Annotated in this window: 14 protein-coding genes; 4 read left to right on the top strand and 10 right to left on the bottom strand. The window is 52.4% G+C overall.

Going from position 1 to position 16,486, the window contains the following annotated elements:
- Nucleotides 1–218 precede the first annotated feature (218 nt).
- The 3 genes from C162_RS26930 to C162_RS26940 are packed head-to-tail and all read left to right on the top strand — an operon-like array spanning nucleotide 219 to nucleotide 2,422.
- The gene (locus C162_RS26930) at nucleotides 219–989 is read left to right on the top strand and encodes an amino acid ABC transporter substrate-binding protein (RefSeq protein ID WP_036699573.1); all 771 of its coding nucleotides are present in this window, start codon (nucleotides 219–221) and stop codon (nucleotides 987–989) included.
- 14 nt (nucleotides 990–1,003) lie between these two features.
- Nucleotides 1,004–1,663 (top strand): amino acid ABC transporter permease, encoded by a 660-nt coding sequence (locus C162_RS26935; RefSeq protein ID WP_036699575.1) that lies wholly within the window; start codon nucleotides 1,004–1,006, stop codon nucleotides 1,661–1,663.
- A 15-nt stretch (nucleotides 1,664–1,678) separates the two neighbouring features.
- Nucleotides 1,679–2,422: an amino acid ABC transporter ATP-binding protein gene (locus C162_RS26940; protein ID WP_036699577.1), complete on the top strand. Its 744-nt coding sequence runs from the start codon at nucleotides 1,679–1,681 to the stop codon at nucleotides 2,420–2,422.
- A gap of 145 nt (nucleotides 2,423–2,567) precedes the next feature.
- On the opposite strand, the gene C162_RS26945 is transcribed toward C162_RS26940, so the two are convergent.
- From C162_RS26945 to C162_RS36215, 10 genes are all read right to left on the bottom strand, one after another.
- Complete coding sequence (locus tag C162_RS26945; RefSeq protein ID WP_036699580.1) at nucleotides 2,568–3,374, bottom strand: class I SAM-dependent methyltransferase; 807 nt, start codon at nucleotides 3,372–3,374, stop codon at nucleotides 2,568–2,570.
- 307 nt (nucleotides 3,375–3,681) lie between these two features.
- Nucleotides 3,682–4,830 (bottom strand): AI-2E family transporter, encoded by a 1,149-nt coding sequence (locus C162_RS26950; RefSeq protein ID WP_084649060.1) that lies wholly within the window; start codon nucleotides 4,828–4,830, stop codon nucleotides 3,682–3,684.
- 204 nt (nucleotides 4,831–5,034) lie between these two features.
- Nucleotides 5,035–6,099, bottom strand: a complete 1,065-nt coding sequence (locus C162_RS26955) for a suppressor of fused domain protein (protein WP_036699582.1) — start codon at nucleotides 6,097–6,099, stop codon at nucleotides 5,035–5,037.
- A gap of 285 nt (nucleotides 6,100–6,384) precedes the next feature.
- Nucleotides 6,385–7,569, bottom strand: a complete 1,185-nt coding sequence (locus C162_RS26960) for an NAD(P)-dependent malic enzyme (protein ID WP_036699585.1) — start codon at nucleotides 7,567–7,569, stop codon at nucleotides 6,385–6,387.
- Nucleotides 7,570–7,836: 267 nt separating this feature from the next.
- Nucleotides 7,837–9,195 carry a 2-hydroxycarboxylate transporter family protein gene (locus C162_RS26965; protein WP_036699586.1) on the bottom strand — a complete coding sequence of 453 codons (1,359 nt, stop codon included), beginning with the start codon at nucleotides 9,193–9,195 and terminating at the stop codon, nucleotides 7,837–7,839.
- A 914-nt stretch (nucleotides 9,196–10,109) separates the two neighbouring features.
- Nucleotides 10,110–10,817, bottom strand: a complete 708-nt coding sequence (locus tag C162_RS26970; protein WP_036699589.1) for a response regulator — start codon at nucleotides 10,815–10,817, stop codon at nucleotides 10,110–10,112.
- Nucleotides 10,818–10,934: 117 nt separating this feature from the next.
- Nucleotides 10,935–12,545, bottom strand: coding sequence for a DcuS/MalK family sensor histidine kinase (gene dcuS / locus C162_RS26975; RefSeq protein ID WP_036699592.1), 1,611 nt, complete (start codon nucleotides 12,543–12,545; stop codon nucleotides 10,935–10,937).
- An 82-nt stretch (nucleotides 12,546–12,627) separates the two neighbouring features.
- Nucleotides 12,628–14,220, bottom strand: coding sequence for a sensor domain-containing diguanylate cyclase (locus C162_RS26980; protein WP_235218544.1), 1,593 nt, complete (start codon nucleotides 14,218–14,220; stop codon nucleotides 12,628–12,630).
- Between the two features lie 178 nt (nucleotides 14,221–14,398).
- Complete coding sequence (locus tag C162_RS26985; protein WP_036699594.1) at nucleotides 14,399–14,956, bottom strand: 5' nucleotidase, NT5C type; 558 nt, start codon at nucleotides 14,954–14,956, stop codon at nucleotides 14,399–14,401.
- A 155-nt stretch (nucleotides 14,957–15,111) separates the two neighbouring features.
- Nucleotides 15,112–15,258 (bottom strand): lmo0937 family membrane protein, encoded by a 147-nt coding sequence (locus C162_RS36215; RefSeq protein WP_143804202.1) that lies wholly within the window; start codon nucleotides 15,256–15,258, stop codon nucleotides 15,112–15,114.
- Nucleotides 15,259–15,459: 201 nt separating this feature from the next.
- On the opposite strand from C162_RS36215, the gene C162_RS26990 reads away from it, so the two are divergent.
- On the top strand, nucleotides 15,460–16,482 hold the full coding sequence (locus C162_RS26990; protein WP_156949720.1) for an alpha/beta fold hydrolase: 1,023 nt from the start codon (nucleotides 15,460–15,462) through the stop codon (nucleotides 16,480–16,482).
- The last annotated feature ends 4 nt before the right edge of the window (nucleotides 16,483–16,486 follow it).

Raw genomic sequence — 16,486 nt, forward strand, 5'->3', positions numbered from 1 at the left:
CTGCCGGGATGGAGGCGGTTGGCCGTTCAAACGGATAGCCAAGCACACATGAACACGATCAGTTCCGGGAAGGAGAAGTTAGATTTATTTTGGACACATCTGCCTCTCTCAACTCTATCGACATGAACTCACATGATATGTTATTATGATACACTGATAACGTATTAACGAACTAAAGCAACGGATGCGGCAGGCAATCTACTAGGGGGATTAGAGAGATGAAGAGACAGGGAATATGGGTTCTACTCGTAATTATGGCACTTGCAGTGGTCACTGGCTGCTCCAGTTCAGGCGGTAAGGACGGGAAGCTGGTGATCGGTATCGACGACAAGTTCGCTCCGATGGGCTTCCGGGATGATAACAATGACATTGTCGGCTTCGATATTGATTATGCGAAGGCGGCTGCCGCGAAGATGGGCCGGGAGGTTACCTTCCAGCCGATTGACTGGTCCGCCAAGGAGTCTGAGCTGAACAGCGGACGGATCGATATGATCTGGAACGGATACACGATCACGGACGAGCGCAAGGACAAGGTGTTATTCACGAAGCCTTATCTGGAGAACAGCCAGGTGGTTGTCGTGCTGGCGGGCTCAGCGCTTACGAAGCTTCAGGATCTGGCAGGCAAAGAGGTCGGACTGCAGAGCCTCTCCTCTGCCGCCGATGCCCTGGATGCGAATCCGATCAAGGCCGAGCTTGGCGGCGTGTCTGAATTCACCGATAATGTACTGGCACTGACCGACCTGAAGTCGGGCCGTCTGGACGGGGTAGTCATCGATGAGGTTGTTGCCAGATATTACATAGCTAAGGAACCGGATACGTACAAGCTGATGGAAGAATCGCTGGCCCCTGAGCAATATGGCATCGGAATTAAGAAAGGCAATGAAGCACTGCTCGATGAGCTGCAGAAGGCGCTGGATGAACTGAGCAGTGACGGAACAGCCGCCGAGATCTCAACCAAGTGGTTCGGAGAGAATAAAGTATTGAACTAGGAGCCGGTTAAGCCATGGATATTGATTATATTATTAGAATTTCCGGACCGATGCTGGAAGGCGCCCGGACTACGGTGCTGCTGTTCCTGATCGTGATCGTGCTGTCCATTCCGCTCGGGATGGTGGTCACGCTGATGGCCAAAAGCACACTCAAGCCGCTGGCTTGGATCGCACACACTTATATCTACGTCATGCGCGGAACGCCGCTCTTACTGCAATTGTTCTTCTTCTGTTTCGGGCTGCCGCAGATTCCCGTGATCGGGCAATATCTGGTCATGGACCGTTTTGTAGCGGCCAGCCTGGGCTTTATCCTGAATTACGGCGCTTATTTCGCCGAGATTTTCCGGGGCGGGCTGCTCTCGATCGATAAAGGCCAGCATGAGGCGGCCAAGGTTCTGGGCTTAAGCCGGTGGCAGACGCTGCGCAAGGTTATTCTCGCTCAGATGTTCCGCGTGGCGCTGCCTGCGGTTGCCAATGAGTCCATTACACTGGTCAAGGATACCGCTCTGCTGTATGCCGTGGCGGTGCCGGAGCTGCTGAATTTCGCCAAGACGGCGGTGAATCGTGATTTCACCGTCACGCCTTTTGTCGTAGCGGGCGTTATTTATCTGCTGATGACCCTGGTGCTGACCTTGTTCTTCAAGCTGCTGGAGAAACGTTTCAAATTTGAGTAGAAGGGCTGTATCGCTATGAGTAACATGATTGAAGTACGGCAATTGAAGAAGGACTTCGGCAGTCTCAGTGTGCTGAATCAGATAAGCTTTGATGTGAAGCCCGGCGAGGTTGTTGCGGTGATCGGACCCTCGGGCTCCGGCAAAAGCACCATGCTGCGCAGCCTCGTACATCTGGAGGAAGTCACCGGCGGCAGCATCTCGATCTGCGGGAAAGCGCTCGTTGAGAACGGACGCTACGCCAGTACGGCGGCGATTAGAGACATCACCTCAAGCATGGGGATGGTGTTCCAGCATTTCAATCTGTTTCCGCATCTCAGTGTGCGGGACAACCTGGAGCTTGCCCCGCGCACACTGAAGCGGGAAAGTGTCCAGCAGATCACGGCCAAGAGCCGGGAGCTGCTCGCCAAGGTAGGTCTGGCTGACAAAGCAGACGTCTACCCCTCCACGCTGTCAGGCGGGCAAAAGCAGCGGGTCGCCATCGCCAGAGCGATGATGCTCAGCCCGGATATTCTTCTGTTCGATGAGCCTACCTCGGCGCTCGATCCTGAATTGACCGGCGAGGTGCTGCGCGTCATCCGCCAGCTGGCTGAGGAGAACATGACGATGATGATCGTCACCCATGAAATGAGCTTCGCCCGCGATGTCGCGGACCGCGTCTTCTTCATGGACAACGGGGACATTGCCGAATCCGGCACCCCGGAGGAGATCTTCGGCAGTCCAAAGCTGGAGCGGACGCGGACGTTTTTGATGCGGGAGTAGCAGATTGGAAGGTCATAAGGACTTGGCTTAACGCGAGTCCTTTTTTTCATGCAAGGAAAGCTCTATAATTTTCGGAATGATTGAAAAGTAAAAAGGCTCTGTCAGTAAATACAGAGCCTGCTAACACGTTATCAATGACACGCATTTATTTACGAACTAGCTTACGATACCTGTATATATCGCCACCAGATTTACTAACATGATAAAACGACTCAAAACCTCTTTTTATTAATTCTTCATCAGGTTCCCTTTTCCTATTATCTTCCCCGATACAATCAATAATGTAACCACCGTCTTTAACAATCCTAGCCAGTTCAGCAATCTCAACGTCATAATTGTCGCCGACTACATGCCCCGACATCACAATATCGAAGGAATTATCCTCATAAGGGATTTTCTCGATCGTACCGTCTACGACTACAACATTATTAATATTCTCACGTTTGATTTTATCGCGCATGTACTCCCTTAGCATATCGGTAGGTTCGCTTGCATACACACTTTTCGCCTTTTCTGCTGCGGTAAATGCAAGCCTTCCTGTACCGCTTCCTACGTCGAGAACTACCTTATCCGTAAAATCTGCAAGTTCAAATAGTAACTGTTTATCCCAGTCGTAAATATAATCACAGTTTTGGTTCATAATATCGGGATAAACATAAACGACCGAAGTTTCCATTGCATGAATTACAAATACCTCTGCTTTTCGAATATCATGAGGTGTAAGATTTTTGGGCGCCACTGCAATCATTTTTTCAATCGAAGGCTTGCTTTCAGGGCTTTTATGTGCAAAATACCATGCTACTGATGGGTTATATGCTAAAGCTATGCTCAAGTTATCACAATACTCGCCCCATCCGGCATAATTGTTACATATCATGCGTACCATCCATCTGTCCATTAACAAGAAGCTGTTAAAAGAATACTCTTCTGCGTTTATCCAGTTAAATGACATAGTAAACTAATCCTCCATTTTTTGGGAGGGTTAAAGTATAGTCGCCCTCCAAGAGATTATGCGAGCTATATTCTCTATGATTGTAGCTGGAACAAATTGTATTATCAATGTATAGTTCTTTTATAACTAACCTGCCCGTTAGCTCAAAGAAACATTGTCAGTTTCTTTTGACAGAAGCAAATGGATTTAGTCCATCTAATTTAGCGCTATAGATACTCTTCTCCACATTAGTTGGATAAACAACACTTACTGGGGCCGACTTTAGGCGAATCCTTAGAATTGGGCAGATTAGATGTACTTTTTCCACTTACTCCCCCGTAGCCGCAGAAGACACCGTGCCCCCGGGCACCGGCTCCACGGGTCCCATTGGCGCTGCCGGCTCCTCATCCCAGCGCTTGCTGAGGAAGAGCTGGTAGAGCTTGACGATGATGATTTTGAGCATCATGTAGACCGGAATAATGACCAGGATGCCGATGATGCCGCCGAAATCGCCGCCGGCCAGGACGAGAATGATGGTAGTCAGCGGGTGGATATCCATGCTTTTACCGAAGATATAAGGGGCAACCAGGTTATCCTGAATCTGCTGCGCAACGAGCACGACCACAATCGACCAGACCGCCGTAGACGGAGACTCGATCAGACCGATGATGAAGATCGGCACAGTAGACAGAATCGCTCCGATAAACGGGATAAAGTTCATCAGCACCGCCACCAGTGTCAGCAGCAGCGCATACGGCAGCCCGATGATCAGGAACCCTATGTACATGAGCACGCCGAGCGCCAGATTGACCAGCACTCTGCCGACGATGAAGCTCCCCATCACGTTATCAATCTCGGCAACCACCCCCGCGCCTTCCTCGTGATACCGTTTGGGGAAGAAGCTTACAACCTTATCGCCGAACTTCCCGCCCTCCTTCAGCATGTAGAACAGCAGGATCGGAAAGGTGAACAGCACAATCGCAAAATTAGAGACAAATGAGAACAGCCCGGTCACATAGCCCGTTGCCAGTGAGAAGCCTGTATTCAAATAACCTATCAATTGGCTGGACAGGTTCATATTCTCGGGAATCAGATTCGATAGCAACTCCGTGTTCTCCAGCTTGCTAAGCTGCTCTCCCACGGCTCTCAGCACACCCGGCATATTGTTGACCAGGTTCAGCAGCTGATTTTGCAGCGAAGGCCAGACCCCCACGATGAAGCCCAGCAGCAGAATAGCAATCACCAGATAGACCAGCAGGATTGCCAGCGTCCGCTTCATTTTGCGGGAGGACAGGAAGTCAATCAAGGGCCGAAGCAGATAATAGAAGAAGACTGCCAGCATTAACGGCACCATCACAACCTTGAACAACGAGATGATAGGGGTAAAAATAAAGTCTACTAATGAGCTGACGTAGATTATTCCCAGCACCAGCAGCACGGCAATACACACGCGGATAAACAAATTCAATTTGGCCATAGTGGACTCCCGTTCCGTTATTTTGAGCAGCGTTTCTTGTTCACTTAAATATAGCCGGGTATTCTTAATTCAAACTAAACCAAGTCTAAAGATAAGCTAAAGATTTGGTCTTCAGGCTGAATACAGCTATGTTTAATTTCCTCATGAAACGGCTCTGGGATAGACGGGTATCTATTTGCCGAAAAAAAGCTGCCGTCCGCGCGGTTAGCCGATAGTTTCGACCACATTACCTTCCTGGTCTTTGATGTAGGTCTTGCGGATCTGCACCTTCAATTCCTTGGCGGCAGACAGCCGGAGCTCCCCTTCCTTAGGCTGGAGCTTCTCCTCCAGCTCCAGGACCACCTCTTCCGTCAAACCGATGCTGACAAAATCCTCGTTGACCACAGTCCCGTTAACGGGTTTCAACTCCAGCATCACCTGCCGCTGCTTACTGTTCAGTGTCAGCGGCTTCCCCTTCAGCAGACGGCCGCGCAGCAGCTTGGCTATAGTCGGTGCCTGCCTTGCTCCTATGGTCAGGACAGCAAGTGCTGTGCCGAGCAGGCGGCTTTTGCCCGGCTCATAATTCAGTTCATCTACATACAGAATGCCCGTCTGTGATCCGTCACGTTCAATGCCCTGACGTACCGCTTCCTGGATGACCGGAAGCCGGAGCAGCGAATCCCGGGCTAGATCGGTGATATAGAGAGGCAGCACCTCCTGACTGGCCTCCAGGAAGGCATTGGTATTCCAGGACATCATCGCTTCCAGCTCGTCCGCTGTGATCCCTACCATCTGCAGGAATTCCACACGGCCGTTCGGCGTATCCACAGCCGGAAGCTCCGGGTCATCGGTGAACGCCAGCGCCGTCAGCCGGGTAGCAGCCCCCAGGCATATCGGGCCATTGGCATCCAGATGATGCCCCGAAGCAAAGATATTGCCGCTGGAGAATACATATCGGGCCATGTTCTGCAGCAGATTAATCGCCCAGGCTGGAGGCTCCTGCTCGCCGCTACTACGCGCCAGACGGAAGGTCAGCTCGAAGCCGTAGCCGCTGTATTCAAGGTCTTCAGACTCCTTCTCATACAGCTCGGAGAACCCGAAGGTTACGAAATGCCAATGCGGATATGGCTGCTCGGCTGCATAGGCGCTAATTCCGTTCAGCGGGTCATTGCCCCCCAGGCTATACGGCAGCATTGCAGCATAATGCTTCGGTTCCTGTTGTCCGTATAGCCCTGTCATCTGTTCCTCTATGGCATCCCAGCCGATGGCTTCCACTTCGTGCTCACTCATCTCGTTCCCTCCGGTATCATATTTATGTACAGCCGGAATTCCCGTATCCGGCCCAGAATCTCCCGTTCATTACCCCAAATTCCGCAATCATAACCAGCGCCAGGCGGCTCTTTCCCCTATAGCCGTACACTGCCTGAATAACACCTCCAGCTTGCAAAAAAAACCACCAAGTGGGGCTATAGCTTCGATGATGACTCAGATACTTTGCAGGTACCCCAAAACATATAAAAACAGCAAGCTCATCTGACGAGCTTGCCGTTTGGTGTATCTTCATTATTATAGGTATCAGTTAATGCCGACCAGCAGGTTCTTGCGGGCTACGCCGCTCTTAACTGCCGCTTCGGCTACAGCCATGCGGATTCTCTCTACTACCCGCGGATCGAAGGCGTCTGGGATGATATATTTCTCATGCAGCTCAGACGGGTCAATCACGGAGGAGATCGCCTCTGCAGCCGCCAGCTTCATGTCTTCATTGATATCCGTAGCTTCACAATCCAGCGCCCCTCTAAATATCCCAGGGAAGCACAGTACATTGTTAATCTGGTTCGGATAGTCAGAACGGCCGGTCGCCATGACTCTTACATGCGGCGCAGCAATGGCGGGATCAATCTCCGGCATCGGGTTCGCCATAGCGAAGACAATCGGGTCGGTGGCCATGTTCAGCACATCTTCCAGCTTCAGCACATCCGGTGCAGAGACTCCGATGAAGACATCCGCGCCTTTGATCACATCGGACAGACTTCCGATTTCTAGATAAGGGTTCGTAATCTGGGCAAAATCGCTCCAATGACTGCGCTCATATTCCGCCAGCCGGTTAATCGCACCCTCCCGGTCCACGCCGATCAGGTTCACCGCTCCGGCATGCAGCAGCATTTTGGAGACGGAGATGCCTGCTGCACCTATGCCGTTGACTACGATTTTGACATCCTTAATATCCTTGCCGCATACCTTGAGTGCGTTCAGCAATCCGGCAGTTACGACAATTGCCGTACCATGCTGGTCATCATGGAAGACCGGAATGTCCAGCTCGGCTCTTAGTCTGGCTTCAATCTCGAAGCAGCGCGGAGAGGAAATGTCCTCCAGGTTAATGCCGCCGAACGTCGGGGCAAGCGCTTTTACAATCGCAATAATCTCTTCGGTATCCTTGGTGTCCAGGCATATCGGCACGGCGTCTACGTCTGCGAACTGCTTGAACAGCGCTGCCTTACCTTCCATAACCGGCATGGCCGCCTTCGGCCCGATATCGCCAAGCCCCAGTACAGCCGTCCCATCGGATACGACAGCTACGGTATTCTTCTTCGTGGTTAGCTCATAAGCCTGGGACTGATCGTCGGCAATCGCCTGACAGACCTTCGCCACACCCGGCGTATAGACTTTGGACAGGTCGTCTTTGCACAGAATCGGATGCTTCAGGGTAGTTTCAAGCTTACCGCCTTTATGCAGCAACATAATTTCTTCTAATAGTTCCATATTAACTCCTCCATTCAACTGGTTAACCGTTTGTTACATCCCTCTCGGATCTTTCTATATATAGCGGAACTTCCTGCATCCGAACCTTTCCAGGCCCGGGTGCAGCCCCGTCAACTATGCGTTTCATATGCTCCTGTAGTCATTCTCCGCGATAATGAATGGATTGGCAATACAAAAGCTGACATCTGCAAATTGTCCATGATTTAGACACGTTTGGATGCGATTTCATGTGATTCAGGCGTCTCTTTTGCCGATTGAGCACGCTGCTCAGCCGCCCCATACCGCGATGAGCAGCGTGGCCACAACTACTGTAATCGCACCACCGATCCGGGTGGAGATCTGTGCGAACGGCATCAGTTCCATGCGTCCGGAGGCTGACAGAATCGCTACATCGCCGGTTCCGCCAAGGCCGCCGCGGCAGCCGGTAACAATGGCCGCTTCAACCGGATACATATTGACCCATTTGCCGGTAAAATAGCCGGTGATCGTCATCGCCACGATAACGGTAGCGCAGACAATAATATAAGGAAGCGAGATCAGAGCGGCGACATCCTTCAGCGGAATGTACAGCATCCCGAGGCCGACCATCAGCGGCCAGGTTAACGTGCCGGACACCAGCTTATAGAGCTGATAAGCACCCTGCTCAATTTTGGCAGGCAGCAGCTTGGAAATCTTCAGCAGTGCAGCTGCGAAGATCATCAGGATCGGACCCGGAATGCCGACGAACGGCGACAGCAGGTGTCCGGTGATGAACAATCCGCAGGCGAACAGCAGTCCGGCACCCATCAGCAGGAAGTCAGGCTTCAGGCTGTCATACGTGCTGCCGGCCAGCTTCTGGCCGTCCTTCGCCTTCACGAGTACACCGTTACCGGTGATGGACGGATTTTTGTCAGCCATCCGCTTGAGCAGTCCCGCTCCGATAATCGCAAACACGTTGCCGATCACCGCCGCCGGAATCATCTGGGCCACATAGGAGCCGGATTCCCCGCCGAGGATCTGCGAGAACGCGATGGACAGCGGGAGAATGCCTTCCCCAACGCCGCCGCCGATAATAGGCACAACGATGTAGAACAACGTCCGGTGTGCGCTATAGCCGAGCAGCATCCCTACGCCCATCCCCGCAGCGACTGCAGCGATCGTTCCGGCCATCATCGGAATGAAAATACGGATGAAGCCGTTAATCAGCGTGGTCCGGTTCATCCCTGTAATACTTCCGGCTACTAGAATCGAGATGTACAGGTAGAGGAAGTTCGATGTCTTCATCAGCGTGTTGACTGATTCGAGCACCGAAGGGTCGAGCACATTCCAGAACACCAGGAACGATGGGATCATTAGCGAGAGGATCGCGGGACCGCCGATATTTTTTAGAATCGGAAGCTTGAAGCCCAGATCACTGAGCAGCACCCCCAGGACAATAATTACTGCAAAGCCGCCGATCATGTCGTTTGGCAGTTCACCAAGCACAGAAGCCGCAAAAATAATGAGTGCAAATACCACGTAGAGCGGGAGCGGAATAACGCCTACCTTTAAATGCAGAACCTTCTGGACGAAGCCCTGTTCTCCTTGCTTCAGTACAACAGGCTGCTGTTCCGGTACCGAAAGTGGGGGTTGAATTGCTTTTTGCATGTTAACCTTACCTCCTTAACTCTTTTACAAATTCATCATAGCTGCTTTGAAAGCGCTTTTGTTTTTATGAAAGTAATAAAGGGGTTTTGTAAATTATTAAAGTAAGCGCTATCAGAGAGAAGCGGGGACGCGGGGATTGGCGGGGATTGGGAGAGTGCTCCACTTGGTCGAATTTGATTATAGGTATTGGGGAGGGCGTATGGTGGAGTCGGGTAGGGTCAGATAGATACAGGTAGTTTCATGGGGAGGCAGGTAACATTAATTAGTAGTAGAGAGGTTGAGACGGAGTCAGGTTACTTCAGGTGCACTAGTGCTCCTCATTTTCGCTGACTGCCGACTTTTGGCTAATTCAGGTGCACTTGTGCTCCTCATTTACGCTTACCGCCGACTTTTGACTAATTCAGGAGCACTTGTGCTCCTCATTTGCGCCTACCGCCGACTTTTGAGTAATTCAGGTGCACTTGTGCTCTTCATTTGCGTTTACCGCCGACTTTTGAGTAATTCAGGTGCATTTGTGCTCCTCATTTACGCTTACCGCCGACTTTTGACTAATTCAGGAGCACTTGTGCTCCTCATTTGCGCCTACCGCCGACTTTTGAGTAATTCAGGTGCATTTGTGCTCCTCATTTACGCTTACCGCCGACTTTTGAGTAATTCAGGTGCATTTGTGCTCCTCATTTTCGCCTATCGCCGACTTTTGGCTAATTCAGGTGCACTTGTGCTCTTCATTTGCGTTTACCGCCGACTTTCGCCGGGTTTCAAAGGGATTTATCCCTTCCCCTTTCGGCTCCCAGCCCACTTTGGGCCAATCCAAAGGGATTTATCTCTTTCCTTTCTGCATCCAGCTGTCAGCGCAACTCAAAAAGCTCCGCCGCAGGTCGCGCGGCAGGAGCTCCAGAATTAGCTAGTTACACTCAAATATACTTAGTAATCAATCCCTTACCGTTCGGAGCGAGCCGGTATTTCTGCACCGGACGGCCGATGCTGCCGTAGACGAGGTCCATCTCCAGCACGCCCATCTCGGTCAGCCCGATCAGGTATTTGCCGGCGGAGACGCGGGAGATGCCGGATACCGCTGAGATATCCTCAGCGGAGAACAGCTCGCTGCCGCAGGCCTCCACGGCACGCCAGATGGTCTGGAGCGTCTGCCGGGTGAAGCCCTTGGCCAGCTCCTGCGAGGTCGTCCGTTCCTGTTTGAACCGGGACAGCCTGTCGAGCTCCGACTGGTTCAGCCGCTCCTGGCTGCGGAACAGCTTATTCTGCTCCCGGTATCCGTTCAGGGCGGCCCGGAGCCTAGCGAACTCAAACGGCTTGATCAAGTAGTCCACCGCCCCGTTCTGCAGCGCTTCCTGAATGCTCTCCTTGTCGCTCGCCGCCGAGATGACGATGACATCGATCTTCACGCCCCTGCGCCGGATCTCGGACAGCAGCTCCAGCCCGTTGCTCTCCTTCATGTAAATATCGAGCAGGATCAGGTCATAGGCCTGCTTCTCCAGCATACCCAGCACTTCTTCCGCCGAGCTGGCCCAGCCATCGGCTCGGAAGCCTTCCACCTGCTGGACATAGAACTTGTTCATCTCCGACACCATAGGATCATCTTCAACAATAAGTACTTTGATCATAATGGCTGATCACCACTCTTCATGGGCTTTCCACCCTTTTCATTCATTATCTTCACTTTTCATTCATTATCTTCACTTTTCATTCATTATCTTTACTCTTCATCATTCTCATAGGCTTCAGCCATTAGCATCACCCTTCGCTCTATAAGGGATCTGCACCGTAAATTCGGTGCCTTCCCCTTCCCGGCTGTCATACGTAATCGTCCCGCCCAGCTTGACCACACTCCGATACACCAGATACAGTCCGACACCCCGGTCTCCGCCTTTGGTCGAATAGCCCTGCTCAAACAAGTGCGCCCCATTCTCTGCAGCGATGCCTGTCCCGTTATCACTAACCAGGAGAGTAAGCTGGTTGTCCTTGTACCGGAATCCAATCTCGATCTGCTTACCGTCTGCACCTTGGAGTGCTTCCAGCGCATTGTCCAGCAGGTTACCTGCAATGGTGACCAGTTCCCGCGCTACCTCATGATCCGCTGCTTCAGGCAGCATACCTTCATCCCGGATCACCAGCCGCACATCGGCTTCCCTGATTCTGCTGAGCTTGCCGAGCAGGAAGCCGACCATCACCGGGTCTTTGACCTGCCGGACCACCGAGTCCGCCTCTGTCTGGATATTCTGCACAATATCCGTGAGATATTCCTCAAGCCGGTCGTATCTGCGCATCGTATTCAGTCCCATTATGACATGCAGCTTGTTCATGAACTCATGGGTCTGGGCACGCAGCGCTTCGGCGTACAGGGAGATGCCGGAGAGCCGCTCCATCAGAATACTGATCTCAGTCTTGTCCCGGAACGTAGCAATCGCGCCTTCGATAATTCCGTTCACCCGGACCGGGACCACATTCACCAGCAGCGTGATGCCGCTCTGCTCCACTTCCTTGTCCTGCAAGGCCTCTCCGGTCTCCAGCACCTTCTCCATCCGCAGCAGCGGCCAGAACTGCCCGGCCTGCTTGCCTAACGGTTCCTGGTTCAAGCCAACGCTGCCCATCAGCCTCCGGGCCTCGGCATTCACAAGGGTAATCCGCGATTCCTTATCGACGGCCAGAATCCCCTCCTTGGTCGATTGCAGCATGGCGCTGCGCTCCTCCAGCAATTTGGCGATTTCTCCCGGCTCCATGCCGAACATCATCCGCTTGATTTTGCGGGCCAGCAGGATGGCACCGAATATCCCCATCAGCCCGCCGACCAGGATGCCCGAGTAGATAATCCAGCGGTTCTGCTGAACGGCAGAACGGACGCTGCCCAGCGATATGCCTACAGCAACTGCTCCAACCTGCTTGCCGTCAGCGGCGAAGACCGGTGAGAACGCTCTCACAGAATAGCCGAGCGAGCCTTCAGCCACGGATATGGTCTCCTTGCCGTGCAGCGCATCTGTCTCGTCCCCGCCCATGAAGTGCTTGCCGATCAGGGCGGGATCAGGGTGGGAACGGCGAATGCCTCCCATATCCATCACCACCACGAATTGCACGTCATTGATAACGCTGATATCGGTTGCATAACGCTGTATATTGCCGGAATATGCCTCTGTAAGCAGTTCGTTCACTACCTCCGGCGTACGGGAGACCGTGCGGGCAATGGTGATGGCCTTGTTCTCCAGAGAAGCCCGGGCTTCTTCGGAGAATCTCATGCCGAACATCATATACACAATCAGCAGCACCAGCACGACGATCAGGCAGATCATCAGAGTGATGGTGGTCTGAAGGCGTAATCTTTTGGTACCAATTCTCACAATGCTCCACCTTCAGGAAATTTTTCTCGATTATAACGCAAAAGCACTCAAAGCGCGATAATCACAATTCAAAGTAATTCGGCTAAGACTCCGTAATCACCGACTGGTTCCGCCCTCTGCTTTTCGCCAGATACAAGGCCTGATCCGCCTTCACAAGCAGTCCCGTAAGGTCGCCGGCATGCGATGGATAGTGGGCAATTCCCTGTGAAATCGTAAGCTGCGCCGCAATCGGCGCCTGGCTTCGCTCGACAGCAAGACGGATTCGCTCAGCAGCGCTGAAGGCTTCCGCAGGCGTAGTCCGGGCCAGCAGAATAACGAATTCCTCACCGCCGTAGCGGTAACAGACATCATCCGGACGAAGCGAGGTTACAATGACCTGGACGACATGCTTCAGAACTTCATCGCCCAGATTATGGCCGTACGTGTCATTGACCTGCTTGAACTTATCTATATCCAGCAGCACCAGTGAAAAGGGAACACCAGAACTCATCCGCTGGCTGATCGTCTGCTCCAGGGACCTGCGGTTCATCAGACCGGTCAGCACATCCGTCTCGGCTTCATGGGTCAGCTGCTCGGTCTGCTGCTGGATATTTGCCAGGGCAAGCGATACGCCGTCTGTCAGTAAATACGCCTCCCGGCTCCAATACCGCTTCGCTTCCTGCAACTCTATCTGTTCCTTGCCCATTCTGCTCACGACATCTGCCAGATAGACGAAGGGACGCGCAAACTTGCGAGCCAGCAGAATTACGCCCAGCAGCAGGACGATGAATGGCAAGGCGGAATACCCGATCAGGGTACGAAAATGCCCGATCAGCTCCTGATGAATCTGGCTAATCGGGGAGACAACCACAATGCCCCAGCCATTGGCAGGCACACTGGAGTAACCCGCCAGCATCTCGATGCCCCGGGTACTCGTAACAGGCTGTTCTCCGCTTTTCTTATTCATCAGCTGCTGCACCACCTCATTACTGCTGACATCCGTGCCGATCCGCGCTTTATCCGGATGATAGACCAGATGCCCTTCAGAATCCACAATATAATAATAGGCCCCCGAATCATCCTCCTGCCCATTGTCAAAAATCTCAGACAGCACGTTATTCTCCTGAAGATAAATAGTGCCGCTAAGAATTCCGGCATAGGTACCCGCAGCATCGAAAATGGGCTGGCTCAAAAATACGATTAACCGCTTGGTATTGGCCGTCAAATAAGGGGAAGAAATATACGGCTTGCGGAGTGCTAAGGCTTCCTTGCTACTCGTTGAGCTGACGTGCTTGCCTGTGGTCCCTATGCTGGCAGGTGAGACATTGCGGACGAGTCCGCTGGCGTCAACCACGGTGATGGAATTGAAGAAATTGCTGCTGCTGCGCATCAGATCCAAGGAATCATTCACTTCCTGCGGCGGCATAGCGTCTATGTCAGACAGCCTGGCGGCGTTGTATTCCAGAGTCCCGTGCATAGACTGAAATAAGGAATCCATCGTCTTAGACATCCGGTCAGCATTGAGATAATTCAGATGAAGCGTGGTCTCCATTAAGGACCGCTTCTTGGACTCATAAGAACCGAGCAGAAGAATGCTCGAGGTTAGCACAACCACCAATGTCACCAGACCTGTGAGCAGCGTGGTGAGACTCAGCTTGTGAATTTGACGAAACTTACGCTTCAACCTTATATACAAACCCGCAATCCTCCTTGGAGCAAAAAACGCAATGATATATTCATCATACCGCAAATACTGATAATGTTCGACAGCGGATTTATGGCAGGACAGGCGGCGGCTCAGTCTCCCGGACATAGCAGAATAAGCCCGCAGCAGCGAGGCTCATCTTCAAGCGTTATTCAAGTTCACGTTCACCCTACGCCTGCAAAATCTCATCCACCCGTTCCTTGGCACCCTCCCAGGAGGTCATCAGCGGAAAAGAGTATTGCTCCCGTACCCTGAGGTTCCACGGATGCGGAATACAGAGCACCTTCTTCCCTGCCTGAACGGCGGGCAGCAGGTTATGCGGGCCGTCATCAATCAGCAGATCGTAGCCGATCAGATGCTTCCGCTTGCAGGTGAAGAAATTGTCGGCCGGGATGTACGGCATATGCTTTTGCAGCCAGTTCCATTTCTCCAGCACCGTCTTCGGGACAGCGGCCGTCACAATAATAACGTCATAAGCGTTGTGCAGCTTCTCCATCTCTTCCACCACATATTCGTCGAACAGCTCCAGCTCCTCGTAGAGGCCGGGTCGGCCGAAGAACAGGTCCATGGTGCTGTCCGGATGGCGCAGATGGTCTGTGTTCCAATCCATCATATCTTCGTAGCGAAGCGGATGTGTAGGAAACTCAATGTTATTGTGGTATATCGCACGCTTCACGAGATGGCAGATGGTATCATCCATATCGACGGCGATGATCGGTTTGCGCATTGAATCTCCTCCATGTACATTTTCATTCATTTTCATTAATTATAGGCAACGAGGTAATAAGTGTCCAGACATCCGCCAGACTCCACATAAAAAAGCACATGCCTCCTTCACAGGGGCACATGCTTATCGGCCTAATCCTATCCACTCATTTCCCTTTATCTGCGCGACCGTCCCTTGACCAGGTTAATCACGAACAGGACCGCTGCGACAAACAGCAGAAGATGAATCATGTTGCCCATGAAATTAAAGATGAGGCCTAACAGCCATACCACCACTACAAGTCCGATTAATCCCCACAGCATAAGCTTACCGCCTTTCTCTTCCGGTTTGATTTGTTTGTATTTTACCCTTGTGGAGGAGAATTCAAACGGATGGTCCGTCAGATCCGGCTGTGGAGACCGCTATTTCGAGGCCTCAGGACATTGCTTAATTGCGGGACATGCTGTTATACTGTCTTTTAAATAATACAATTGTATTGTAAAAAAGGAGACGAGCCCACCACCATGACCCACTCTTCAAGTCACCCGAAACCTGTTGCACCGAAACTGCGAAGCAGGCTGCTTAAGCTGCTGCTGATCCTTGTATCTGCCATCCTATTTCTCATAGGATCAGGTTTCTTATGTGAAGCCATTGCCTCCCATTCCGCCCGTAAAAGCTATCCTGCACCGGGTCAACTGGTCGATGCCGGAGGCTATAACCTGCACATTCGCCAGCTAGGTGCGGGAGCCCCGACTATCATTCTGGAAGCGGGCAGCGGCGAAACCAGCCTGTCGTGGAGAGATATTCCTGAACAGTTAGCTGAACAGGCTACCGTTGTCACTTATGATAGGGCCGGGTATGCCTGGAGCGGACAGGCGGATACGGAACGCTCAGGCGCCAATATCGTGCGTGAGCTGCATACGGCACTGAAGAATGCAGAGATTCCCGGCCCCTATTTGATGGTCGGCCACTCTCTTGGCGGCATGTACGCCCGGCTCTTCACTCAGACCTACCTGGACGAAGTAACCGGACTGGTGCTGATTGATGCCAGACCCGAGAATGACGACCGCGAGACGAAGCCGATTCTGGCCGCCGAGAATGTTGCCGGTAACCCCAGCGCTTCCCTGCTGAGCCTGCTCAAGCGCTCCGGTGTGCTTCGGCTATTCCAGGATCAGCTACTCGCGGGGCTCGTTGCGCCACAAGACCGCGGGGCGTTCATTAACGTTATTTCCACGCCAAGTTATTTTGCCGCCAAGGAGCAGGAAGCAACATTAACTAGCTCCACCGAGGATGCGATCCGCGGACAGAACTTCGGCTCCCTCCCGGTCAAAGTGATCGCCCGTGGCTTGCCTCAGGACTATGCATCCTTCGGAGTCTCCGAAGGTACAGGCCAGCAGCTGGAAGCGATCTGGCAGGAGGGCCAGCGCAGTATGCTTAAGCTTTCTTCCAATAGTGAACTGATCGTCGCCGGGAAGAGCGGCCATATGGTTATTCATGACCAGCCGGAGGTGGTGGTGCAGACGATTCAGGGTATGCTTAGAGATTAACAGG

The sequence above is a fragment of the Paenibacillus sp. FSL R7-269 genome (genome assembly GCF_000517865.1).
Taxonomy (GTDB): domain Bacteria; phylum Bacillota; class Bacilli; order Paenibacillales; family Paenibacillaceae; genus Paenibacillus_AQ.